The organism is Hydrogenophaga pseudoflava (assembly GCF_004353865.1).
In the GTDB taxonomy this organism is placed as follows: Bacteria; Pseudomonadota; Gammaproteobacteria; order Burkholderiales; family Burkholderiaceae_C; genus Hydrogenophaga; species Hydrogenophaga pseudoflava.
On the sequence record NZ_CP037867.1, the window covers coordinates 1,473,808 to 1,496,071 of the forward strand.

Genomic DNA, 22,264 nt, shown 5'->3' on the forward strand with positions numbered 1-22,264 from the left:
GTATCAGCGGCCGCTGCCGACCGCCGAATAGATATCGGTGTGGCGGTTGTCCAGGAAGGAGCGCAGCTTGACCGGCGCGCTCTTGCAGTTGTCCGTGTTGCGCGCCGCATCGTTGCCGGCCCGCGTTTGAAGGGACTGCTCCAGCAGGGCGACGATGTCGCTGACACCATCGGCACGTTCGCGCGTGGTGGTGTACTTCTCGATCAGCCGGTCGGCGGTGCCGATTGCGACGGCGTGCTGCTGGCGCCACCCGCTGTAGACCTGCTCGATGCCGGCCACATGCGCGGCCGCGTGGGTCTTGCAGAACTCGATGCCTTTGCGCATGCCCAGATCAAGCCCCGCGATCTTGAGCGCCGCCATCAGCCGGTCCCTTTCTTCGGGTGTCTTGAATCGTTTGTCCAGAGGCTGGGTCAGATCGACCGGGGGGCTGTTGCCAGCTTTCGGCGCCTGCAGCGGCTGGCTTCCGGGACCACATTCGCTGTCCTGGAAGATGGTGGCGCCATCCGGGGCCTTGCACTTGAAGACAGCGGCGAGAGCCGGCCCGCCGAGCATCAGCGGTATTGCCAGGACCAGCGCCGGGACAGGACAGAAGGGGCTGCGCATGAGGCGAGGGAGCCGGTGTCGCTCAGTCGCGGAAGTTGTTGAAGCCCAGCGGCAGTTCCTTGAGTTCGCTGCGGATCAGGGCCATCGCCGCCTGCAGGTCGTCGCGCTTGGCGCCGGTCACGCGCACCGCGTCGCCCTGGATCGCGGCCTGCACCTTCATCTTGCTGTTCTTGATGGTCTGCTGGATCTTCTTGGCGTCTTCGCTGGCGATGCCATTGCGCACCTTGACCACCTGCTTGACCTTGTCGCCGCCGATCTTCTCGACCTTGCCGATGTCCAGGAAGCGCACGTCGACGTTGCGCTTGGTCATCTTGTTGCGCAGGATATCCTCGACCTGCTGGAGCTGGAAGTCGGCGTCGCCGAACAGGGTGATTTCCTTGTCTTTTTCCTTGAGCTCGATGCCGGCGCTGGTGCCCTTGAAATCGAAGCGCGTGCCGATCTCCTTGGCCACCTGGTCGACCGCGTTTTTCACTTCCACGAAATCGGCTTCAAGAACGGTGTCGAAAGAGGGCATGAGTGGTACTCCCGGATGCGTGAATGAGACAATCCATGGATGTTAGTCGAGAACAATGTCGCCCTCCAGCCGATGAACACCTTCGGTATCGCCGCGCGTGCGCAACGCCTCGTTCGTCTGCGCTCCGTCGATGATCTGCTCGGCCTGATGGCCAGCCCCGACTGGCGGCAGCCGTCGGCGGAACACCCGGTGTTCGTGCTGGGCGGCGGGAGCAACCTGGTGCTGACGGGAGACCTCAAGGCCGTGGTTCTCAAGGTGGAGATCGCCGGGCGGCGGCTGGTCGAAGAAACGGACAAGGGCTGGCTGGTGGAGGCCGGCGGCGGAGAGGGCTGGCACGACTTCGTGCACTGGACGCTGGAGCAGGGCTGGCCGGGGCTGGAGAACATGGCGCTGATCCCGGGCACGGTGGGGGCGGCGCCGGTGCAGAACATTGGCGCCTATGGCGTCGAGCTGCAGGACCGGTTCCACTCGCTGGACGCGATGGACCTGGAGACCGGGCGGATGTTTTCGCTGGATGCGGCCCAGTGCGGTTTCGGTTACCGCGATTCGGTGTTCAAGCACGCACCCTCGGACGAGCGCAGTTTTGGCCTGAAAGGTCGTGCACTCATCACGCGGGTGCGCTTCTGGCTGCCCAAGCCCTGGAAACCGGTGCTGGGTTATCTGGACCTGGAGCGCAAGATGGACGAGACGGGCATCCGCCAGCCCGATGCGCGCCAGATCTTCGACTGGGTGGTCGCGATCCGCCGCGCCAAGCTGCCCGACCCGGCCGTCATCGGCAACGCCGGCAGCTTCTTCAAGAACCCGACGGTGACGCCCGAGCAGTGCGCCGACATCATCGCGCGCGATCCGAAGGTGGTGCACTACCCGATGGATGACGGCAGCATCAAGCTGGCCGCCGGCTGGCTCATCGACGCCTGCGGCTGGAAGGGCAAGACCATGGGCCATGCGGGCGTGTACGACAAGCAGGCGCTGGTGCTGGTCAACCGGGGGGATGACGAGCACCCTTGCACCGGTGGCGAGGTGATGACCCTGGCCAAGGCGATCCAGACCAGTGTCTACGAGCGCTTTGGCATCCGGCTGGAGCCGGAGCCTGTCGTCATCTGACGTCTTCGATCTTTGCGTGCCCAGGGCGGTGCCGGGGTGGGGTGCTGCAAAGCGAAGTAAAGGAGGAGGCGGCCACAGGCCGCCGGGGGACATGAGCGGCGCAGCGCCGTACCCCGGCGCCGCCCGCTCCACGAAGTCAGATCACTTCCCGCCTTCGAGCTTGAAGATCTCCGACGTGCCATCGCCCATCGACAGCAGGCCGGTGTGGGCGTAGATGCCCAGCTTGGCGCGCGTGTCGGTGATGTCGAGGTTGCGCATGGTCAGCTGGCCGATGCGGTCCAGCGGGCTGAACGGGGCGTCCTCCACCTTCTCCATCGACAGGCGCTCGGGCGCATAGGTCAGGTTGGGCGACTCGGTGTTGAGGATCGAATAGTCGTTGCCGCGGCGCAGTTCCAGCGTCACTTCGCCGGTCACGGCGCGGGCCACCCAGCGCTGGGCGGTTTCGCGCAGCATGATGGACTGCGGGTCGAACCAGCGGCCCTGGTAGAGCAGGCGACCCAGCTTGAGGCCGTTGATGCGGTACTGCTCGATCGTGTCTTCGTTGTGGATGCCGGTGACCAGTCGCTCGTAGGCGATGTGCAGCAGCGCCATGCCCGGGGCTTCGTAGATGCCGCGGCTCTTGGCTTCGATGATGCGGTTCTCGATCTGGTCGCTCATGCCCAGGCCGTGGCGGCCACCGATCTCGTTGGCCTTGAGGAACAGCTCGACCGGCGAGGCGAAGGTCTGGCCGTTGAGGGCGACCGGCTGGCCTTCCTCGAAGCGGATCGTGACTTCCTCGGCCTTGACCTCGACTTCCGGCTTCCAGAACGCCACGCCCATGATGGGGTTGACGATGCGGATGCCCGACGACAGTTCTTCCAGGTCCTTGGCCTCGTGCGTGGCGCCGAGCATGTTGCTGTCGGTGCTGTAGGCCTTTTCCACCGACATCTTGTAGTCGAAGCCGTTGGCGATCAGGAACTCGCTCATCTCCTTGCGGCCACCCAGCTCGTCGATGAAGCGCTGGTCCAGCCAGGGCTTGTAGATCTTGAGGCTGGGGTTGGTCAGCAGGCCGTAGCGGTAGAAGCGCTCGATGTCGTTGCCCTTGAAGGTCGAGCCGTCGCCCCAGATGTGGACGTCGTCTTCCTTCATGGCGGCCACCAGCATGGTGCCGGTCACCGCGCGGCCCAGAGGGGTGGTGTTGAAGTAGGTGATGCCGCCGGTGCTGATGTGGAAGGCGCCGCACTGGATGGCGGCAATACCTTCGTGCGCCAGCTGCAGGCGGCAGTCCACCAGGCGGGCTTTTTCAGCGCCGTAGGCCATGGCCTTGCGCGGGATTTCTTCGTAGTCGCTCTCGTCGGGCTGGCCGAGGTTGGCGGTGTAGGCGTAGGGCAGGGCGCCCTTCTGCTTCATCCACAGCAGGGCGGCGGAGGTGTCCAGGCCGCCGGAGAAGGCGATGCCGACTTTCTGCTGGGCGGGCAGGTTCTGAAGAATGGTGGCCATGTGTGTGCTCTCTTTGGGATCGGCTGCGGATCAACCGAAATGGCAGATGTAGTGGTAGGCCTCGGTCACGCGGATGTCGAAGCTGCTGTTGCCGGGCACGCTGAACTTGTCGCCCGGGCCGGACTTGATCCAGGCGTCGGTGCCGGCCAGCTTGTATTCGCAGCCGCCGGCCACGCATTCCATGATCTCGGGCGCGCCGGTGTTGAAGGTCAGGGTGGCGGGCAGCACCACGCCGACCGACTTTTTGGTGCCGTCGGGGAAGGTGATGCCATGGCTGACGCACTTGCCGTCGAAGTAGACATTGGCCTGGGTGGTGACGGCAACGCCGTCGATGCGCGAGGTGGTCATGAGGAAGGTCCGGAAAAGGAAACGGGCGCCGAACGGCGCCCGGGCAACCCGCGATTTTAGTGGACCACTGGTGGTGTCAAAGGTTGGTCCAGTAGATGCCGTTCAGAGAGGCGATGTAGAGGCGACCATTGCGGATCGCCAGGCCGCCAACTTCTGCCAGACCTGCGGGTAGGGCGCCGAAGAAGACACCGCAGTTGTATGGCGTGCCCACCACAGTAGTCACCTCTCCTGCAGGTGTGATTTTGCGCACGACGCAGCCGTTCCAGTCGCTCACGTACAGATTTTCGGTCGATCTATCGATCGTTATTGAAAACGGGCCGTCAAAACGCGCCGACGTGCCTACGCCATCAACCACGCCCTTGTTGCTTTGTCCTGCGAGCGTTGTAACGACACCCGAGGGGCTAATCTTTCGAATAAGGTGATTGCCGTAGTCGGCTACGTAGAGGTTGTTGCTCGAATCGATGGTGATTTGCTTTGGGCCATTGAAGCGGGCATTTGTGCCAACACCATCGGCGTTTCCAGTTTTGTATTGTGCGGATGGATCTGCTCCGGCGAAAGTAGTTACCACCCCCGTGGTTGATATCTTTCGAATCGCATGATTGTCAGTGTCTGCGACATACAGGTTGCCCAAGCTATCACGTGCAATACCTTGAATTCCTCTGAAACGAGCTGACTGTGCTTGACCGTTGAGATAACCCGGTTCAGACAGGCTGCCTGCGATCATTCTCGATTCAGTAGATGTGTTGATTGATCTTACCGTTCGACCATCGCCAATGTAGATATTTCCTGTTGAATCGATCGTCAATGCTCGCAAATCATAAAAAGCAATACCGCTCCCAATGCCGTTGCTGTATCTGTATTGGGATAGCCATGAGCCAGCGAAACTTGTGACCACTCCGTTTGGAGAAATTTTGCGAATCTCAGGGTTGCACATCATTCCGTAACATTGCTCGACATCAACGGCGTATAGATTGCCTGCAGGATCAAATGCCATGCCACGCAAAAGACCGAAGCGAGCGCTTTCCCCCAGGCCGTTGACATTTCCGTACGTATTGACCTTGCCGGCAAGCGAAGCCAGCGCCCTGTTGTAGCTTCCTACGGAGGCATTGACGAAATAGCCAACGCCGTCATATTGGTAAGTACCGGCCAAGTTGGCGATCAAGTGATCTCGTTCGCCAGCACTCGCTGTATAGAAATGAAATCCGCGTTGCAGGTGGTAGAAGCGATAGAGGGCAGTGGTTCCAGGAAGTGCTGTTCTCGCCGCGTAGTAGGCGGTACCCTCCAGCGTCATCCATGGCATGGTAGCGACGATGTTGTTCCGCTCGGACTCGCTGATGGTGAACATGTGTGTCCCTGTCCGATTGTTGAAAAATCGGTACACAGGTGCTAGGCCGGTGTCGGTTGTTTGCCAAGCCGAAAAGACGGGGCCCTCATAACGGAACTGGGGCATCGTGTTGAGGGTGGAGTCGCGCTCTGTGATTGATCTGGTCAGCAAGTGCGCGCCAGTCTGGGTGTTGAAAAAGCGGTAGATCGGGGCTGCGGGCGCTGTCACCGCTTTTGGGGCGACAAATGACAAAGTCTCTGCGCGGTTGCTGCCCTCTCGGCCCTGCTCAACGTCCGCCTGGCTCAAGGCCGCTGATCGTGCCCATGCCGCGTTGTCTTCGGGGGACGCGACGGGTGGCCCAGCAGGGGGAGGGGCGGTGGTGGTGTCCGCCGACGCTGTATCAGTGCGGGCCTCTTGCTCCAGCGACTGGTCTTGTCCGCCTCCGCATGCGCTCAGCAGCGCGCAGGCGAGCAGAGCACTGACGATGCTCGTTCGTATCATGTTGAATCACTCCCTGAAAAAAATATCTATCAAGACTCGATCTGAAATCGATTCATGAGGCCTTAAGTATAGGTTTTTTGGGCTTCTTGGGGCCGTGTGAACCGCTTCGGGTTCAACTGACCTCGGTGAGTTGGACGGTCCTGATGCCGTCTGCCAGACGGTACTTCTCAGCTGGCATTGCACTTGGATGGGCCTTGCCACGAGCCAGATGCGCTTGTGCTTGCAGTAGCTGCTGCAGTGAGCTGAGACGGAATGCGTGGTAGCCGCCGGCCCATGCACCCCCAACGCACGTCTGGGCTGGTATGGCAAAGGGCGGCGACTGGGCTTTGGCGCGGCACCTAGGATTGCCGGGCGGTTTCCACGAGGGATGTCCGCTCAAGGAGCCCAGCATGAAATCCTCCATCGTCGTCATCGGTTCCGGCCACATGGACATCGGCATCCTGCCCGGCCGCGATGCGCCCAGGCTGCGGGCCCGGTTGCCTGTCATCGGCGCGCTGGCCGCCGCGTGCCGCCGCACGTCCCCATCGGCCTCAACCGCTCGGGCCACGGCATCGACGACATAAATCCGCCTACCGCTGGCCGAAGGCGTGTGCCGTCTCATCCAGTCACCGGCAAGAAGACCACGTTGATCAGGCAGTACCTCCCGGCCCGCCCATCACACGCCTGCAGGACGCGCCTGACTGAGTCAGGCAGCGCGCCGCACCATCATTTCCTTGATCTTGCCGATGGCCAGTGCCGGGTTCAGACCCTTGGGGCACACATCGGTGCAGTTCAGGATGGTCCGACAGCGGAACAGGCGATAGGGGTCGTGCAGGTTGTCCAGCCTTGCTCCGGTGGCCTCATCGCGACTGTCCACGAGAAATCGGTAGGCCTGTAGCAGGCCAGCAGGGCCAACGTACTTGTCCGGGTTCCACCAGAAGCTCGGGCACGCGCTCGAACAGCAGGCGCACAGAATGCATTCGTACAGGCCGTTGAGTTCTTCACGGGCTTGGCTGGACTGCAGTCGCTCCCGGGATGGTGGCGGCGACTCGGTCATGAGCCACGGCTTGACCGAGTGGTACTGCTTGAAAAATCCGGTCATGTCGACGAACAGGTCGCGCACCACCGGCAGCCCAGACAGTGGCTTGAGGGTCACGGTCTGCGGCAAGGTCGTCATGTTGGTGAGGCAGGCCAGCCCGTTCTTGCCATTGATGTTCATGGCGTCTGAACCACAGACACCCTCGCGGCAGGACCGGCGGAAGCTCAGTGTCGGGTCCATGGCCTTGAGTCGGATCAGGACATCCAGCAGCATCCGGTCGCCCGGGTGCACGTCGATCTGGTAGCGCTGCATGCGCGGCGCTACATCCTTGTCCGGGTCGTAGCGGTAGATGTTGAAGACCCGCATGAGCCGTTCCCTCAGCCAGCCTGCTCGGATTGGAAGCGGTCCGTGTGATCCACCAGGTGGCGCATCTGGTCTTCCGAATGGATGGTGAGTGAGTGAGCTGTGCAGCCTGGCCGAGTGGAGAGGTCGCTGGCCATTTCACGGCATTGTGCCGTTTTATGGTGTCCGCACAAGCCTGCCAGTGCACTGACGCTTCTTGCGCATCCTGCGACTGGCTGGCGGCCAGCAGGTGCGGCGCCAGCCCTCAGAACAGCACGCGGCTGCGCAGGGTGCCCGGCACGCGTGCCAGCTCGGCCAGCGCCAGCTCGGAGTGCGCAGCGTCGATGTCCACCACCACGTAGCCCACGTCTTCGCGCGTCTGCAGGTACTGCGCAGAGATGTTGATCTGGTGGTCCGAAAATATGCGGTTGATGCCGGAGAGCACGCCAGGCACATTGCGGTGGATGTGCAGCAGGCGGTGTTTGCCGGGGTGTGCGGGAAGAGCCACCTCGGGAAAGTTGACGGCCGAGGTGGTGGTGCCGTTGTCGCTGTACTTGACAAGCTTTTCCGCCACCTCGATGCCGATGTTTTCCTGTGCCTCCAGGGTGGAGCCGCCAATGTGCGGCGTTAGGATCACGTTGTCCAGGCCGCGCAGGGGCGATTCGAACATGTCCTTGTTGCTGTGCGGCTCTTCAGGGAACACGTCGATGGCGGCTCCGAGAAGGGCCTGGTTTCGCAGCGCGCTGGCCAGCGCGTCCACCTGCACCACGGTGCCGCGCGAGGCGTTGATCAGCACGGCGCTGGGTTTCATGCGCGCGATCTGGGCCGCGCCGATCATCCATTGCGTGGCTGGCGTTTCGGGCACGTGCAGGCTCACCACGTCGGCGGTGGCCATGAGCTCGTCCAGGCTGGTGAGGGGCCGGGCGTTGCCCAGCGGCAGCTTGGTCGCCACGTCAAAGAACACCACCTGCATGCCCAAGGCTTCGGCCAGCACCGAGAGTTGCGTGCCGATGGCGCCATAGCCCACGATGCCCAGTGTCTTGCCGCGGATCTCGAACGAGTTGCTGGCCGATTTCAGCCAGCCGCCGCGGTGCGCCACGGCGTTCTTTTCGGGGACTCCGCGCATCAGCAGGATGGCTTCGGCCAGCACCAGTTCGGCCACCGAACGGGTGTTGGAGAAGGGGGCGTTGAACACCGCGATGCCGCGTTCGCGCGCGGCGGCCAGGTCCACCTGGTTGGTGCCGATGCAGAAGCAGCCCACGGCGGCCAGGCGGTGGGCGTGGCTCAGCACCTCGGCGGTGAGCTGAGTGCGCGAGCGGATGCCCAGAAAGTGCACTTCGGCGATCTTGGCCTTGAGTTCATCGTCTGGCAGGGCCCCTGGAAGGCTCTCGATCTGGCTGTAGCCCGTCGCGCGCAACACCTCGACGGCCGAGGGGTGAACGCCTTCCAGCAACAGGAAGCGGATCTTGCTTTTGTCGGTCGAGGTTTTCGGGCGAGGCGGGATGGCTTGGGCCGGCGTGGTGCTTGCGTTCATGGCTGATGAATGTAGTCACTTCTTTCGCTGGCGCCCTTTTCGCGGCTCATATCCCTCAGCCGGTTGCGGGTAGGCCCTTCACTCGGTCCGCGCCCGCCCACCCTTCTCGGCCCAGGTCCGCGTCCAGCGCACCTGCATCTTGCGCATCACGCCCAGCATCAGCAGCGAGAACACGGCCAGCACGATGAAGCCGGTGAGGAAGCTGTCGGTGTTCTGCTTGGACTGGCCCATGAGCATGGGCACCAGGCCACCGCCGAGGGCGCCGATCTCGCCGATCATGGAGCCGGCCACGGCGGTGGAGGTCGGCCAGCGCAGCGGCACCAGCTGGAACAGCGCGCCGTTGCCTGCGCCCAGTGCGGCAAAGCACACGATGAGCAGCAGTGTGGTGAGCACGATGGACTGCGAGGACAGGCCCACGCCGACCAGCGCCGCGGCCACCACCACCAGCACCACGGTCAGCGTGTTGACGCCGCCCCAGTGGTCCGAAATCCAGCCGCCGAAGACGCGCACTGCGGCGCCCATGAAGGCGGCGAGCATGGTGAGCTGGCCGGCCTGCACCTTGCTCACGCCGAACTGGTCGTGGTAGTAGGTGGGCAGGAAGGTGGTGATGCCGATGAAGCCGCCGAAGGTGACGACGTAGATCAGGCTGAACACCCAGCCGTCTTTCTCCAGCAGGCAGGCCAGGTGGTCCTTGAGGTGGGCGTGTTCGTCGCGGTCGGGCGGCTCCTTGGCCATGAACAGCACCACCAGCATGGGCACGAAGGAGGCGAGGGCGGCGAAGCCGTACACGGTCTGCCAGCCGAACTTCTGCGCCAGCGGCGGTGCGAGCAGGGCCGCCACCGCGGTGCCCACATTGCCCGCGCCCACCAGGCCCATGGCCAGTCCCTTGTACTTGGGTGGGTACCAGCCCGAACCCAGCGACATCGCGACGCCGAAGCTGGCGCCCGCCACGCCCAGCAGCAGGGCGAGCTTGAGCAGGTCGTCATAGCTGTGCACGAAGAAGTAACCGAAGGCCATGGTCAGCGTGATCAGGCTCAGCTCGACCAGGGTGGCGGTCTTGCGGCCCACGTACTGCGCCAGCAGACCCAGGGGGAAACGCATGATCGCGCCGGCCACGATGGGGATGGACAGCAGCAGGCCTTTCTGCGCCGGCGTGAGGTTGAACTCCTCGCTGATGAAGGGGGCCATGGCGCCGTTCATCACCCAGATGACGAAGGAGAACATCAGGTAGAAGAAGGCGGCGAACAGCGTGGGCGTGTGGCCACTTTGGAGGAACGAGCGGAATCCGGCCATGGTCGTGGTCTGTGGAGTGGGGCGGGGTGGATGCACCACGGCCGCAGGCCACCCGGGCGGGCGCTGCGGTCGCGGAGGCGCCTGTTCACCGCGAACGCGGTGTGGCGCAGAGAGGGAAGGCCTTCGTCAGCCTTCGCCCGATTTCTTGCAAGCTTCGTGCCCGTCGAATCACGGGCGGGATGCACCAGCTTGGGGTGCGTGCGCTCAGGCTGCCTTCTCGACGTGCGCCTGGCGCGTGTAGAGGAAGTCGATCACGGCCTTGCGGTGCTGCTGGTACTGCGGATCGTCGGCGAGGGCGACGCGGTGGCGCGGGCGCGGCAGGTCGACCGCGAGCACTTCGCCGATGGTGGCGGCCGGCCCGTTGGTCATCATCACGATCTTGTCGGAGAGCAGCACCGCCTCGTCCACGTCGTGCGTGACCATGACCACGGTGGCGTGGGTTTTGCCGACGATCTCCAGCAGCTCGTCCTGCAGCTTGGCGCGGGTGAGCGCGTCCAGCGCGCCGAAGGGCTCGTCCATCAGCAGCACCTTGGGCTCCATCGACAGCGCACGGGCAATGCCCACGCGCTGCTTCATGCCGCCCGAGATTTCGCCGGGGCGCTTCTGCGCGGCGGCCTTCAGGCCCACCAGTTCCAGCGCCGCATCGGTGCGCACCTTCAGCTGGATGCGGGTTTCGGTGCGGCCGAACACCCGCTCCACAGCCAGGAAGATGTTCTCGTAGCAGGTCAGCCAGGGCAGCAGCGAATGGTTCTGGAACACCACGGCGCGCTCGGGGCCGGGGCCTGCGATTTCCTTGTCGGCGCACAGCAGCACGCCACCGGTGGGCGTGGTCAGTCCGGCGATCAGGTTCAGCAGCGTGGACTTGCCGCAGCCCGAGTGGCCGATCAGCGCGACGAACTCGCCTTTGGCGACGGAGAGGTTGATGTCCTTGAGCGCGGGGAACAGGCCCTTCTTGGTCTTGAAGGTCTGTTCTGCGCCCTGGATGTCGATGTACTTCGTGTTCATGGCGCCGGTGTTCATGCCTTCACCTCTTCATAGGTAAACAGGGAAGCCAGCTTGATGAGCGCGAACTCCAGCAGCAGGCCGACGATGCCGATCACGAAGATGGCGATGATGATGCTGGACACGTTGAGGTTGTTCCACTCGTCCCAGACCCAGAAGCCGATGCCCACGCCGCCGGTCAGCATCTCGGCGGCCACGATCACCAGCCAGGCGGTGCCCACCGCCAGGCGCACGCCGGTCAGCAGGTAGGGCAGCACGGCGGGGAACAGGATCTTGGTGAAGATCTTCCACTCGCTGAGGTTGAGCACGCGGGCCACGTTCATGTAGTCCTGCGGCACGCGCTGCACGCCCACCGCGGTGTTGATGACCATGGGCCAGATCGAGCAGATGAAGATGGTCCAGATGGCGGCCGGGTTGGCGCCCTTGAACACCAGCAGACCGATGGGCAGCCAGGCCAGCGGCGAGACCGGGCGCAGCAGGCTGATGAGCGGGTTGAACATGCGCGAGAGGAACACCGAGCGGCCGATGGCAAAGCCCGCCGGGATGCCCACCAGCGCCGCCATGCCGAAGCCGATGGCCACGCGCTGCAGCGAGGCCAGCACGTTCCAGCCCACGCCCTGGTCGTTCGGGCCGTTGCGGTAGAACGGGTCGGAGAACACCTGCACCGCCTGCGCCCAGGTCTCGGCCGGTTTGGGTATGCCGCTGTTGGAGGTGGACGCGATGGCCTGCCACACCAGCACGAGCACCGCCAGGCCCAGCACCGGCGGCAGCACCGCCATCCAGAAGCCGCGGAGGTCGATCGCAGGCTTTTTCGGAGCGGGGGGCGCTGCGGCGGGCCTGGCTTGCGAGGCGGTCATGGCTTTGGCGATGGGCGAGGAGGTGGGGCTGGCGGCGGGCGGGGCCGAGGCCTCCAGCGGCATGTGAAAAACGGCTGCGACCATGGTGGTGCTCCTTGTAAAGGGTCAGGCCTTGATGGCGAAGCCGTCGGCGTACTTGGCGGGGTCCTTGCCGTCCCACACCACGCCGTCCATCAGCTTGCTGCTGCGCATCGGGTCCTTGGGCACGCTGATGCCCATGGCGCCTGCGACGGACTTGTAGAGCTCGATCTGGTTGATCTGCTTCGCGATGCCGAGGTAGTCGGGGTGGCTCTTGATCAGGCCCCAGCGCTTGTGCTGGGTGAGGAACCACATGCCGTCGGACAGGTAGGGGAAGTTGACCTTGCCGTCGTTGAAGAACTTCATGTGGTTGGGGTCGTCCCAAGTCTTGCCCATGCCGTTCTGATAACGGCCCAGGATGCGCTGGTTGATCGCGTCGACACCGGTGTTGATGTAGGCCTTCTGCGCCACGGTCTCGGCCATCTTCAGCTTGTTCTGCAGACCGGCATCGATCCACTTGCTGGCTTCGAGCACGGCCATCATCACGGCGCGCGTGGTGTTGGGGTACTTCTTGGTGAACTCGGCCGTGGTGCCCAGCACCTTCTCGGGGTGGTCTTTCCAGAGGTCCTGCGTGGTGTTGGCCGTGATGCCGATGCCGTCCATGATGGCGCGGTGGTTCCAGGGCTCGCCCACGCAGAAGCCGTCCATGTTGCCCACACGCATGTTGGCCACCATCTGCGGCGGCGGCACGGTGATCAGCTTGGCGCCCGACAGCGGGTTGATGCCCGCGGCGGCCAGCCAGTAGTGCATCCACATCGCGTGGGTGCCGGTCGGGAAGGTGCCCGCGAAGGTGTACTCGCGTTTGTTGGCGGCCATGAACCTGGCCAGGGACGGGCCGTCCACCGCGCCCTTGTCAGCCAGCGCCTTGGACAGCGTGATCGCCTGGCCGTTGTTGTTCAGGCTCATCAGCACGGCCATGTCTTTCTTGGGGCCGGCCGTGCCCATGTGCACGCCGTAGACCAGGCCGTAGAGCACGTGGGCGAAGTCCAGTTCGCCGTTGACCAGCTTGTCGCGCACGCCGGCCCAGCTCGCCTCCTTGGTGGGCACGATGGTCACGCCGTACTTCTTGTCGAAACCCAGCACGCTGGCCATCACCACGCTGGCGCAGTCGGTCAGGGGGATGAAACCGATCTTGACCTCGGTCTTTTCCGGCGCGTCGGAGCCGGCGGCCCAGACGCCGCTGTGGCCCAGGGTGGAGAAGAAGGTGGCGGCGGCCGCACCCTTCTTGATGAAGTCGCGGCGCGAGGCGCTGTCCGCGGTGGGCGCGGCGGCGGTCTCGGGTGTCGTGGCGCGGTGGTCGTTCATGCTCAACTCCTGTGAAGAAAAAAACCAAAAAAAGCTGAAACCGGAAAAACAAAACGGCGCCCATTTCAGGCCCCCCTGTCGGGGGCGAGAAATGGACGCCGTTGTCCTGAGTGTCCTGAGACGGTCGGGAGGGTGTGCCGCCATTGGCACGTCCCGTTGTCCATCCTTCAGCACGGACCGTGCCAGCTTGTTGCTCTGTGCCGCCGTGTTGGGGTAAGTTTTTGATTTGTATGTGTTTTTTGAAACGCTCAGTGAGGCGGTGGGGCGGCGGACGCCGTCGGGGTGGCTTCAAACTGGTGCGCTGTTGTGGTGCGGCACAGCTTTTGTGCGCCGCAGCAGGGCGGCTCAGCGCAGGCCCGGCGGCAGGATCTCGGCCATGGCCAGCACCGCCTGCGCCACGTCCACCAGGCGCCGGTTCTGGTTCATCGCCATCTGGCGCAGCGTCTTGTGCGCCTCGTGCTCGCTGAGCTGGCGGTGTGCCATCAGCAGGCCCTTGGCGCGTTCGACGATCTTGCGTTCGTTCAGGCTGGCACGGACCATGTCCAGCTCGTCACCCATCTGCTGCAGGCGCTGCGCCTGTTCGTGCACCAGTTCGAGGATCGAGCGTTCCACCTGCGGGCCGTAGGCCTGCACCGGGTGCCCCAGGTTCACCGGCGGCGCGGGGGCGGCCTGGCCTTCGTCGAAGAAGTCGCCGTGCTCGGGCAGGTCCTCGCCCAGCGACTCGGCGCGCTGCCACTTCTGGAAGTCGGCCAGGTCGCGGGTGGCGGCCGCCAGGCGCTGGTGGCACAGGGCCTCCAGCTCGGCGGCCAGCGCGTCCTCCACCGTCTTCATGGTGTCCATGCGGGCGGTGCAGGCGTCGAACCAGATCTGGCTCAGGCCGGTGTCCAGCGGGCCGCCGGGCAGCGAGGTGGCCAGGATGCGGCGCAGCCGCTCCAGCGAGGCCTGCGTGTCGTGCCGCTGCACGGCGGCCCAGGCCTCGCGCAGCGGCTCGCTGGCGAAGTCGGCGAACACCTGCAGGCAGCGTTCCTGCGAGTCGATCAGGTGCAGCAGGCGCTGCTGGCCGTCGGCCTGCGCGCAGCCCGCCGCAAACAGGGCCGAGCCGGTGGCGCGCTCCTGGCCGGCGAATTCCTTGCCCTGGATGAAGTTGAACAGGGCCACCAGGCGGCGTGAGATGTCGGGGTCCGAGGCGCTGTCGGCGGCCTCGAACACCACCGCCAGCAGGCCGTTGATCAGGCGGATGTAGCCGGCGGTGGCGCGTGCGGCGCTCCAGACCTGTGTCTGCACACGCAGGCGCAGCAGGGGCAGGGCGTCCAGGCCTTGCAGCACATAGGCGATGCGGCTGAACAGGCGGGCGCCGTTGCCGGCGCGCGGGGTCTCGGTGTCCAGGGTGTCGAAGGCGGCGCGCACCTCGGCCTGCAGCTCGTCGCAGCACGCCACCTGGGCCAGGCGCTCATCGGCCCAGTGCTGGCCTTGCGAGGCGAGGTACAGGTTGGACAGGCCGCGCTCGCGCTGCAGCGCATGGATGAAGCGGCCGGTGGCGTTGACCAGGGCGCTGGTCAGCGCCAGCTGTTGCAGGCCGGCGATTTCACAGCGCTTGGCGGCAATGAGGAAACAGAAGGCCGATTTCATGCCCCGGGGTGGCAGCAACATTCGTGCCGCCGCGCGGCGTGCGAGGCGCACCGACTGGTGGGTGAAACGGCGCCGCCTGTCAGCCCGGCGGGCCGCAGCCGAATGACGGCGGGGGATTCGGGTCCAATTCCGGGTTCGTGCGTTTTCCGGAAGCAGAGGGTGCCCATGGTGTGGTTGAAGCGAGGTGTGGCGTGGGCGGTGTTGTCCGCGGGTCTTCTGACCGCCTGTGGTGGTGGCCAGACAGACCAGGAGGCCAGCGCCCGGCAGCAAGCGGCCGACGCCGGCGTGGTCGCCAGGGCTGCGTCTTCGACCGGCGGCGCAGACGCGGTGCCTGTCTCGCTCGGGGTGGCGAATGTGCGCAAGGCCGCTTCGGGCCGGGTGGCGGTGTTCCGCTTCTACAACACGGGCACGGGCGCGCACTTCTACACCACCAGCATCGAAGAGCGCGAGGCGGTGTACCGGACCGCGGCCCACATGAGCCCGGAGGGCGAGGCCTTCTACGCGGCCGGCGCCGCCGGAGCCGGGCTGAGCCCGGTGCACCGCTTCTACAACACGCAGACCGGTGTCCACTTCTACACCATCAGCGAGGCCGAGCGGGCCAATGTCGAGGCCAACCTCCCGCAGTTCACCTACGAGGGCATCGCCTACTACGCCAGCCAGACGCCAGCGGCCGGGTTCACGCCGCTCTACCGCTTCCTCGTGGTGCGCCAGGGCGTGCACTTCTACACCGCCAGCGAGGAAGAAAGCCTGCGCCTGCAGGCCACCATGACCGCGACGCACCGGTATGAAGGCGTGGGTTACCACGTGATGGCCTCGGCCTGCGCCAGCCCGCCTTGCGGCCCGATCGGCCCCAACCGGCCCCGGGTCTTCATCGCCCTGCATGGCAACAACGAACTGGCCGACAACGCCGCGCTGGACGCGCAATGGACCTACGTGCGCCAGAACGCCCATGGCATCTGGGGCAACAACGCCAACATCTCGGACGCCCAGAGCGCCAGCCTCATCCGCAAGATGACCACGCGGAACCTGATCACCGAATACCCGGTGCCCCCGGGCACGTCTGCGTGGCTGCCGCTTCTCGCGTTCAACAACCTCCAGGTGCTCTACCCGGACATGGACCAGAGCCTCAACCCGGAGGCCATTGCCTTCTACACCAGCGACACCAGCCGCTGGAATGGTCGCACCGTGGCCCAGGCCGAAGCGATCTACACCGACCCCACCGCGCCGGCGAGCCGCCGCTACGGAGCCGTCTACACCGGCTGGCAGCCGCAAAACTTCGACCCCACCAACCCCAGGTACATCTACGCGAATGCCAACGCGGTGCTGGCTTTCCGCAGCAGCAAAGGCACCTTCATCGAGTGTCCGCTGGGTGCCTGCACCAGCGGGAAGCTCGGCGAGGCGTTCCGCCGGGCGATCCGGGAAACCCACGTGCGCGGCCGGCCCTTCATCTGGTTTGCGAGCAATGCGTTCAGCACCAGCCCGGGCTGGCTGGCCGCCTTCCAGGCGACCTACAACGCCGTCGCGGCCGAAGGGCTGTGGCGGCCCGAGGACGCGATTGCCATCGTGAACTACGACGGCGTGTATCCCAAGCTGCCGGAAACCCTGGGCGGCGGTGTTGCCGCCGACACGTCGATGGGGCTGGCCTACTGGGCGCTCCAGCAGCGCGCCGCTGCCACCCCCTGACCGCGCCGCGCCCGGGGGGCGGCCGAAGCCCTTGTCAGGCCGGCGTCATGCCGTGCCGGCGCTTGAGGTCGGCGGTCTGCGGGCTGGCCAGGAAGTCAAGGAAGCCTTGCACGGCCCCGGCCTGGGTGCTCACGGTGGCGCGGGCCGCCGAGAAGGTGGTGACGATCTGCACGGCCTCGGGCAGACCGCCGATCACGTCGATGCCCGGAACCCCCGTCATTTCGCTGAGCTGCTGGAAGCCCAGCGCAACCTCGCCTTTGGCGATCAGCGACGCCACCGAGGTGCCTGGCGGCGGCGTGACGATGCGCGGTGCGATCTGCTGCGCAATGCCCCAGCGCTCGAACAGCTTCGCCAGTTGCACACCGCTGGGACCGGTGGAGTAGCCGAGCGTGGGCGCGGCCAGCACCGCGGCCTTGAGCGCGGCTTCGGTGGCGATGTCCGGGTGCGGGGTGCCGGCCGGCACGGCCACGGCCACGGCCGAACGGACCATGTCGGTGCGGCTGTCGGCCGCCACGTGGCCGCTGGCGGCCAGCTTCTCGATCGCGTCCGAGGCCAGGGCCACGATGTCGAAGGCCTCGCCGGCCACGACGCGTTTGGCCGCGTCGACGCCGCCGACCGAAGTGACGGCGACCATGGTGTCCGGCTGTTGCGCCGAATACGCGGCCACCAGGTCGGCCAGCAGGGCCTTGGTGGCCATGGAAGAGATCAGGTTCAGGGAAGTGGTCGGCATGGCGGCAAAGGGCTCGTGGGCGGAGCCCGCCAGCGTATCAAAGCCACTCTCGTCTGACCCGTGTCCGCGCGTTCTTTCTGTTATCAGGCCACGGCATGGACCGGCGCGGCCGCCGCCGTGACCGGGGGCGCTGAGGGCACCAGCTGCGCGCGCACCGACACCACCCCGCCGACCATGATCAGCGCCGGCGGGCGCACCTGGTGGCGCAGCGCCAGCGCGGGCAGCTCGGCCAGCGTGCCGGTGATGCAGCGTTCGTCGGGCAGGGTGGCCTTCTCGACCAGTGCGGCTGGCGTCTGCGGCGACAGGCCGTGGGCGATCAGCTGGCGGCAGATCTCGGGCAGGTTGTTCACCCCCATGTAGAGCACCACGGTCTGGCGCGGGCGCGCGAGCATGGCCCAGTCCATGTCCAGGCCCTGGCCGTCGCGCAGGTGGCCGGTGGCCAGCACGAGGGAACAGGCGTGGTCGCGGTGGGTCAGCGGAATGCCGACCGAGGCCGCAGCACCCTGAGCGGCCGTGAGGCCGGGGACCACGGTGAACGGAATGCCCTCGGCCGCCAGGGCCTGGGCCTCTTCGCCGCCGCGGCCGAAGATGTAGCCGTCGCCGCCCTTGAGCCGCAGCAGTGAGCGGCCGCTGCGCGCCAGTTGCACCATGAGTTCGATGATCGAGGCCTGGGGCAGGGTGTGGCGCGAGCTTTCCTTGCCGACATAGATGCGCTCGGCGTCGGGGCTCAGGTGTTCCAGCACCGCCGGGCTGACCAGGTGGTCGTACAGCACCAGCCGCGCCGCCTGCAGGGCCTTCACCGCCTTCACCGTCAGCAGATCCGGGTCGCCCGGGCCTGCGCCCACCAGCGTCACCGTGCCCGGAGGCGCTGCGCAGCCATCGGCATCGGCGGTCCGCGCGGGGGTGATCAGGTTGACCAGGTTCATGACTCGCTCCGTCGTGGGATGGCGGCCCGGCTGCATCGCCGGGACGTCCGTTGTTGTGAGGCCCATTGTTCGGACGCGACGGAGGACCGTCCTTGAACCAGTTCAAGGACAACGCCTGTGACCGGGCAGAGCATGTGCCTGCTCGCATCGGCCATGGACAGCAGCCGGGCGAGCGGGCACAGCGCCCCACCAGGGACGGCCACTTCAAACGCTGCTCCACGACGGAGAGAGAACATCATGAGATCCCGCACCACGATTCGCCTGACGATGCTGGCGATGGCGGCACTGATCGGCACCGGCGCGTTCGCGCAGGCGGCTGCAGACAAGAAGCTCAGCCCGGCGGAAGCCAACTACCAGGCCGGCGGATCGCCGCTGGTCAACGAGCCGATGTACCAGGCGACCAATCCCAAGGCGCCGCCGATGACGCAGGCCGAGTTCGACACCGCACGCAAGATTTACTTCGAGCGCTGCGCCGGCTGCCACGGCGTGCTGCGCAAGGGCGCCACCGGCAAACCGCTGACACCCGACATCACCATCGGCAAGGGCACGGACTACCTCAAGGTGTTCATCGCCTACGGCTCCCCGGCCGGCATGCCCAACTGGCAGACCAGCGGCGAGATGAGCGAGAAGGAAGTGGACCTGATGGCGCGCTACATCCAGCACGACGCGCCCACGCCGCCCGAATACAGCCTGGCCGACATGAAGGCCACCTGGAAGGTGATCGTCCCGCCCGAGAAGCGGCCGACGAAGAAGATGAACAACTACAACATCACCAACATCTTCAGCACCACGCTGCGGGACACGGGCGAGGTGGCGTTGATCGATGGCGACACCAAGCAGATCATCAACGTCGTCAAGACCGGCTACGCGGTGCACATCTCGCGCCTGTCGGCTTCGGGTCGCTACCTGTTCGTGATCGGTCGCGACGCCAAGATCAACATGATCGACCTGTGGATGGAAAAACCCGACAACGTGGCCGAGATCCGCACCGGGCTGGAAGCACGCTCGGTCGAGACCAGCAAGTTCAAGGGCTTTGAAGACAAGTACGCGATCGCCGGGTCCTACTGGCCGCCCCAGTTCGTGATCATGAACGGCGACACGCTGGAGCCGCTGAAGATCGTGGCCACCCGAGGCAACACGGTCGACACGCAGGAGTACCACCCCGAGCCGCGCGTGGCCTCCATCGTGGGCAGCCACTACAAGCCCGAGTTCGTGGTGAACGTGAAGGAAACCGGCCAGACCCTGCTGGTGGACTACTCCAACATCGACGCGCTCAAGGTCACCACCATCGGCACCGCGCGCTTCCTGCACGACGGCGGCCTGGACTCGACCAAGCGCTACTTCATGGTGGCGGCCAACAACAGCAACAAGATCGCGGCGGTGGACCTGAAAGAGGGCAAGCTGACCAAGCTGATCGACGTGGGCAAGATCCCGCACCCGGGCCGTGGCGCCAACTTCGTGCACCCGACCTACGGGCCCGTATGGTCCACCGGCCACCTGGGCGACGAGACCATCTCGCTGATCGGCACCGACCCGGTCAAGCACCCCAAGAATGCCTGGAAGGTGGTGCAGACCCTCAAGGGCCAGGGCGGCGGCGCGCTGTTCATCAAGAGCCACCCGAAGAGCAGGCACCTGTACTCGGACACCCCGCTCAACCCCGATCCGAAGATCTCGCAATCGGTCGCGGTGTACGACATCGACAACCTGGAGAAGGGCTACACCGTGCTGCCGATCGCCGAGTGGGCGGGCATCAAGGACGACGGCGCCAAGCGCGTCGTGCAGCCCGAGTTCAACCGTGCCGGCGACGAGGTCTGGTTCTCGGTGTGGAGCGCCAAGAACAAGGAGAGCGCGCTGGTGATCGTGGACGACAAGACGCTCAAGCTCAAGGCTGTGATCAAGGACCCGCGCCTGATCACGCCGACAGGGCACTTCAACGTGCACAACACCCAACATGATGTCTATTGACTCCCCCCTGCGCCGAAGGAAGTGACGCCCCCCTGCGCCGCTTCGCGGCTTCCCCCCGGAGGGGGGACGGCGCGAGTGGCCTGGCAAAGCCAGTTCCACCGCGCCCTCGGTGAAGTCACTTCGTCTTCGTTGTTTTTCTTCTGGAGAACTTCATGAGAGTGTTTGTTTCTGCTGTAGCGGCTGCTGTGCTTGCGCTGGGTTCCGGCGCTGCCTTCGCCGACGGCGAGGCGGCCATGAACAAGGCCGGGTGCATGGCCTGCCATGCCAAGGACAAGAAGCTGGTCGGTCCTTCGTTCAAGGACATTGCGGCCAAGTACAAGGGCCAGGATGTCACGGCCAAGCTGTTCGACAAGGTGCGCAAGGGCGGGTCCGGCGTGTTCGGCCCCATCCCCATGTCGCCCAACGGGCCCGACAAGATCGCCGACCCCGACCTCAAGGACGCCATCGCGGTGATCCTCAAGTCCTGATCCGGGAGGCCTGCCGTGCTGCGTACCGCTTCCATCCTGTCCGCGCTGTTGCTGGGGCCTGTGCTGGCCTTCGCGCAGTCGGAGCCTTCGCCCGATGCCTCGCGTTCGCGGGAGCTGGTGCGCATGGTGCGGCAGGACTGCGGTTCGTGCCACGGCATGCGCCTGACCGGCGGCCTCGGCCCGGCGCTGACGCGCGAGGCCCTGGCCGACTTTCCCCTCGACAGCCTGGCCGCCGTGATCTTCCACGGCCGGCCGGGCACCCCCATGCCGCCCTGGAAGACGATGCTCAGCGAGCCCGAGGCGCGCTGGATCGCGCTGCGCCTGCAGCAGGGCTTTCCTGAAGAAGTGGTGAAAACGCCATGAAGCGCCGTGAATGGCTGGCCGCTGCGGCCACCCTCTCGTCCATCGCCGCCGTGGGCGGCCTCACCGGTTGCGCCGCGCCCGTGCTGCGCGGCACCGGCGACCTGGGCGTGGTCATCGGCCGCGCCAACGGCACGCTCTACCTGGTGGACACGTCCACCCGCGCGCTGATTGGCGAGGTGCCCGGCCTGGGCGACCTCTCGCACGCCTCGGTGGTGTTCTCGCGCGACGGTCGCTATGCCTACGTGTTCGGGCGCGACGGCGCGCTCACCATGGTCGACCTGCTCACTCAGCGGATTGCCAAGCGCGTGATGCAGGCCGGCAACTCCATCGGCGGCGCCATCAGCGCCGATGGCACCCTGGTGGCGGCGCAGAACTACACGCCCGGCGGCGTGAAGGTGTTCGACGCGCGCTCACTGGAGTTGGTGGCCGACATTCCGGCCGAATACGCGCCCGGCAAGCTGTCCCGCGTGGTCGGCCTGGTCGACCTGCCGGGCCGGCGTTTCGCCTACAGCCTGTTCGACGCCGACGCGATCTGGGTCACCGACTGTTCGGACCCGAAGAAGGTCACCACACAGAAATTCGACGGCATCGGACGCCAGCCCTACGACGCGCTGGTCACGCCCGATGGCCGTCACTACATCGCCGGCCTGTTCGGCGAAGACGGTCTGGCCATGGTCGACCTCTGGGCCGACCAGCCCCAGGTGCGCCGCATCCTCGGCGGCTACGGCAAGGGCCAGGAGCCGCTGCCGGTCTACAAAATGCCGCACCTGCGCGGCTGGGCCGTGGCCGGGCGCCGCGCCTACCTGCCCGCCATCGGCCGGCACGAGGTGCTGGTGGTCGACACCGACAGCTGGCAGGAAGTCGGCCGCATCCCGGTCGCCGGCCAGCCGGTGTTCGTGATGGCGCGGCCCGACGGCCGCCAGGTCTGGGTCAACTTCTCGGTGCCCGACTACCACCGCGTGCAGGTCATCGACACCCAGCGCCAGCAGATCGTGCAGACCCTGGAGCCGGGCAAGGCCGTGCTGCACATGGAGTTCACGCCGCGTGGCGACACCGTGTGGATCAGCAGCCGCGACGCGAACCGCGTGAGCGTGGTGGATACGCAGAGCTTCGCCACCCGCGCGCGGCTGGATGTGCCCGCGCCCAGCGGCATCTTCTTCACGGCGCGCGCTGCGCGCATGGGGTTCTGAGCCGTGAAC

General features: G+C 65.7%; 21 protein-coding genes. 7 read left to right on the forward strand and 14 right to left on the reverse strand.

Annotated features, from left to right (window positions below; all coding sequences use genetic code 11):
- Window positions 1-3 precede the first annotated feature (3 nt).
- Together HPF_RS07255 and HPF_RS07260 are read right to left on the reverse strand one after the other, a co-directional pair.
- Complete coding sequence (locus tag HPF_RS07255) at window positions 4-603, reverse strand: hypothetical protein (RefSeq protein ID WP_133156179.1); 600 nt, start codon at window positions 601-603, stop codon at window positions 4-6.
- Between the two features lie 22 nt (window positions 604-625).
- Window positions 626-1,117 (reverse strand): YajQ family cyclic di-GMP-binding protein, encoded by a 492-nt coding sequence (locus HPF_RS07260; RefSeq protein ID WP_079366963.1) that lies wholly within the window; start codon window positions 1,115-1,117, stop codon window positions 626-628.
- A 39-nt stretch (window positions 1,118-1,156) separates the two neighbouring features.
- On the opposite strand from HPF_RS07260, the gene murB reads away from it, so the two are divergent.
- Window positions 1,157-2,221 carry a UDP-N-acetylmuramate dehydrogenase gene (gene murB / locus HPF_RS07265; protein WP_133156180.1) on the forward strand — a complete coding sequence of 355 codons (1,065 nt, stop codon included), beginning with the start codon at window positions 1,157-1,159 and terminating at the stop codon, window positions 2,219-2,221.
- Between the two features lie 141 nt (window positions 2,222-2,362).
- Here murB and argG read toward each other — a convergent pair whose 3' ends face one another.
- From argG to HPF_RS07280, 3 genes are all read right to left on the reverse strand, one after another.
- A complete protein-coding gene (gene argG / locus HPF_RS07270; RefSeq protein ID WP_127806806.1) occupies window positions 2,363-3,700 on the reverse strand; it encodes an argininosuccinate synthase in 1,338 nt (445 codons plus the stop codon).
- Between the two features lie 30 nt (window positions 3,701-3,730).
- Window positions 3,731-4,048 (reverse strand): pyrimidine/purine nucleoside phosphorylase, encoded by a 318-nt coding sequence (gene ppnP, locus HPF_RS07275; protein WP_066149948.1) that lies wholly within the window; start codon window positions 4,046-4,048, stop codon window positions 3,731-3,733.
- A gap of 76 nt (window positions 4,049-4,124) precedes the next feature.
- Window positions 4,125-5,873, reverse strand: a complete 1,749-nt coding sequence (locus tag HPF_RS07280; protein ID WP_133156181.1) for a hypothetical protein — start codon at window positions 5,871-5,873, stop codon at window positions 4,125-4,127.
- Between the two features lie 389 nt (window positions 5,874-6,262).
- On the opposite strand from HPF_RS07280, the gene HPF_RS23625 reads away from it, so the two are divergent.
- Entirely contained in the window at window positions 6,263-6,436 is a 174-nt protein-coding gene (locus HPF_RS23625) for a hypothetical protein (RefSeq protein WP_165961663.1), read from the forward strand.
- A gap of 122 nt (window positions 6,437-6,558) precedes the next feature.
- Here HPF_RS23625 and HPF_RS07285 read toward each other — a convergent pair whose 3' ends face one another.
- The 7 genes from HPF_RS07285 to HPF_RS07315 form a co-directional block, all read right to left on the reverse strand.
- Entirely contained in the window at window positions 6,559-7,257 is a 699-nt protein-coding gene (locus tag HPF_RS07285; RefSeq protein ID WP_133156182.1) for a succinate dehydrogenase iron-sulfur subunit, read from the reverse strand.
- Window positions 7,258-7,498: 241 nt separating this feature from the next.
- Complete coding sequence (serA, locus tag HPF_RS07290; RefSeq protein ID WP_133156183.1) at window positions 7,499-8,767, reverse strand: phosphoglycerate dehydrogenase; 1,269 nt, start codon at window positions 8,765-8,767, stop codon at window positions 7,499-7,501.
- Between the two features lie 78 nt (window positions 8,768-8,845).
- Entirely contained in the window at window positions 8,846-10,060 is a 1,215-nt protein-coding gene (locus tag HPF_RS07295) for an MFS transporter (protein WP_133156184.1), read from the reverse strand.
- A gap of 204 nt (window positions 10,061-10,264) precedes the next feature.
- On the reverse strand, window positions 10,265-11,080 hold the full coding sequence (locus tag HPF_RS07300) for an ABC transporter ATP-binding protein (protein ID WP_133156185.1): 816 nt from the start codon (window positions 11,078-11,080) through the stop codon (window positions 10,265-10,267).
- Entirely contained in the window at window positions 11,077-12,003 is a 927-nt protein-coding gene (ntrB, locus tag HPF_RS07305; RefSeq protein ID WP_133156186.1) for a nitrate ABC transporter permease, read from the reverse strand. Before ntrB ends, HPF_RS07300 begins: the two co-directional genes overlap by 4 nt.
- A 21-nt stretch (window positions 12,004-12,024) precedes the next feature.
- Window positions 12,025-13,302, reverse strand: coding sequence for a CmpA/NrtA family ABC transporter substrate-binding protein (locus tag HPF_RS07310; RefSeq protein WP_133156187.1), 1,278 nt, complete (start codon window positions 13,300-13,302; stop codon window positions 12,025-12,027).
- A gap of 345 nt (window positions 13,303-13,647) precedes the next feature.
- Window positions 13,648-14,931 carry a nitrate regulatory protein gene (locus HPF_RS07315; protein WP_066149972.1) on the reverse strand — a complete coding sequence of 428 codons (1,284 nt, stop codon included), beginning with the start codon at window positions 14,929-14,931 and terminating at the stop codon, window positions 13,648-13,650.
- A 165-nt stretch (window positions 14,932-15,096) separates the two neighbouring features.
- Here HPF_RS07315 and HPF_RS07320 point away from each other — a divergent pair, with 165 nt between their 5' ends.
- Window positions 15,097-16,614, forward strand: coding sequence for a hypothetical protein (locus HPF_RS07320; protein ID WP_133156188.1), 1,518 nt, complete (start codon window positions 15,097-15,099; stop codon window positions 16,612-16,614).
- 34 nt (window positions 16,615-16,648) lie between these two features.
- On the opposite strand, the gene HPF_RS07325 is transcribed toward HPF_RS07320, so the two are convergent.
- Window positions 16,649-17,344 carry a substrate-binding domain-containing protein gene (locus tag HPF_RS07325; protein WP_133156189.1) on the reverse strand — a complete coding sequence of 232 codons (696 nt, stop codon included), beginning with the start codon at window positions 17,342-17,344 and terminating at the stop codon, window positions 16,649-16,651.
- Between the two features lie 83 nt (window positions 17,345-17,427).
- Complete coding sequence (cobA, locus tag HPF_RS07330; RefSeq protein ID WP_133156190.1) at window positions 17,428-18,270, reverse strand: uroporphyrinogen-III C-methyltransferase; 843 nt, start codon at window positions 18,268-18,270, stop codon at window positions 17,428-17,430.
- Between the two features lie 267 nt (window positions 18,271-18,537).
- Here cobA and HPF_RS07335 point away from each other — a divergent pair, with 267 nt between their 5' ends.
- From HPF_RS07335 to HPF_RS07350, 4 genes are all read left to right on the forward strand, one after another.
- Complete coding sequence (locus HPF_RS07335; protein WP_481808306.1) at window positions 18,538-20,235, forward strand: cytochrome D1 domain-containing protein; 1,698 nt, start codon at window positions 18,538-18,540, stop codon at window positions 20,233-20,235.
- A gap of 152 nt (window positions 20,236-20,387) precedes the next feature.
- Window positions 20,388-20,702, forward strand: coding sequence for a c-type cytochrome (locus HPF_RS07340; protein WP_079366950.1), 315 nt, complete (start codon window positions 20,388-20,390; stop codon window positions 20,700-20,702).
- A gap of 15 nt (window positions 20,703-20,717) precedes the next feature.
- The gene (locus HPF_RS07345; protein WP_424955189.1) at window positions 20,718-21,065 is read left to right on the forward strand and encodes a c-type cytochrome; all 348 of its coding nucleotides are present in this window, start codon (window positions 20,718-20,720) and stop codon (window positions 21,063-21,065) included.
- On the forward strand, window positions 21,062-22,255 hold the full coding sequence (locus HPF_RS07350) for a cytochrome D1 domain-containing protein (RefSeq protein ID WP_133156192.1): 1,194 nt from the start codon (window positions 21,062-21,064) through the stop codon (window positions 22,253-22,255). Before HPF_RS07345 ends, HPF_RS07350 begins: the two co-directional genes overlap by 4 nt.
- Window positions 22,256-22,264 lie beyond the last annotated feature (9 nt).

What these genes read in the sequence shown, in the direction of transcription:
- HPF_RS07255 (WP_133156179.1), bottom strand. Translation starts at nt 603, where the DNA reads ATGCGCAGCCCCTTCTGTCCTGTCCCGGCGCTGGTCCTGGCAATACCG.
- HPF_RS07260 (WP_079366963.1), bottom strand. Translation starts at nt 1,117, where the DNA reads ATGCCCTCTTTCGACACCGTTCTTGAAGCCGATTTCGTGGAAGTGAAA.
- murB (WP_133156180.1), top strand. Translation starts at nt 1,157, where the DNA reads ATGTTAGTCGAGAACAATGTCGCCCTCCAGCCGATGAACACCTTCGGT.
- argG (WP_127806806.1), bottom strand. Translation starts at nt 3,700, where the DNA reads ATGGCCACCATTCTTCAGAACCTGCCCGCCCAGCAGAAAGTCGGCATC.
- ppnP (WP_066149948.1), bottom strand. Translation starts at nt 4,048, where the DNA reads ATGACCACCTCGCGCATCGACGGCGTTGCCGTCACCACCCAGGCCAAT.
- HPF_RS07280 (WP_133156181.1), bottom strand. Translation starts at nt 5,873, where the DNA reads ATGATACGAACGAGCATCGTCAGTGCTCTGCTCGCCTGCGCGCTGCTG.
- HPF_RS23625 (WP_165961663.1), top strand. Translation starts at nt 6,263, where the DNA reads ATGAAATCCTCCATCGTCGTCATCGGTTCCGGCCACATGGACATCGGC.
- HPF_RS07285 (WP_133156182.1), bottom strand. Translation starts at nt 7,257, where the DNA reads ATGCGGGTCTTCAACATCTACCGCTACGACCCGGACAAGGATGTAGCG.
- serA (WP_133156183.1), bottom strand. Translation starts at nt 8,767, where the DNA reads ATGAACGCAAGCACCACGCCGGCCCAAGCCATCCCGCCTCGCCCGAAA.
- HPF_RS07295 (WP_133156184.1), bottom strand. Translation starts at nt 10,060, where the DNA reads ATGGCCGGATTCCGCTCGTTCCTCCAAAGTGGCCACACGCCCACGCTG.
- HPF_RS07300 (WP_133156185.1), bottom strand. Translation starts at nt 11,080, where the DNA reads ATGAACACCGGCGCCATGAACACGAAGTACATCGACATCCAGGGCGCA.
- ntrB (WP_133156186.1), bottom strand. Translation starts at nt 12,003, where the DNA reads ATGGTCGCAGCCGTTTTTCACATGCCGCTGGAGGCCTCGGCCCCGCCC.
- HPF_RS07310 (WP_133156187.1), bottom strand. Translation starts at nt 13,302, where the DNA reads ATGAACGACCACCGCGCCACGACACCCGAGACCGCCGCCGCGCCCACC.
- HPF_RS07315 (WP_066149972.1), bottom strand. Translation starts at nt 14,931, where the DNA reads ATGAAATCGGCCTTCTGTTTCCTCATTGCCGCCAAGCGCTGTGAAATC.
- HPF_RS07320 (WP_133156188.1), top strand. Translation starts at nt 15,097, where the DNA reads ATGGTGTGGTTGAAGCGAGGTGTGGCGTGGGCGGTGTTGTCCGCGGGT.
- HPF_RS07325 (WP_133156189.1), bottom strand. Translation starts at nt 17,344, where the DNA reads ATGCCGACCACTTCCCTGAACCTGATCTCTTCCATGGCCACCAAGGCC.
- cobA (WP_133156190.1), bottom strand. Translation starts at nt 18,270, where the DNA reads ATGAACCTGGTCAACCTGATCACCCCCGCGCGGACCGCCGATGCCGAT.
- HPF_RS07335 (WP_481808306.1), top strand. Translation starts at nt 18,538, where the DNA reads ATGCTGGCGATGGCGGCACTGATCGGCACCGGCGCGTTCGCGCAGGCG.
- HPF_RS07340 (WP_079366950.1), top strand. Translation starts at nt 20,388, where the DNA reads ATGAGAGTGTTTGTTTCTGCTGTAGCGGCTGCTGTGCTTGCGCTGGGT.
- HPF_RS07350 (WP_133156192.1), top strand. Translation starts at nt 21,062, where the DNA reads ATGAAGCGCCGTGAATGGCTGGCCGCTGCGGCCACCCTCTCGTCCATC.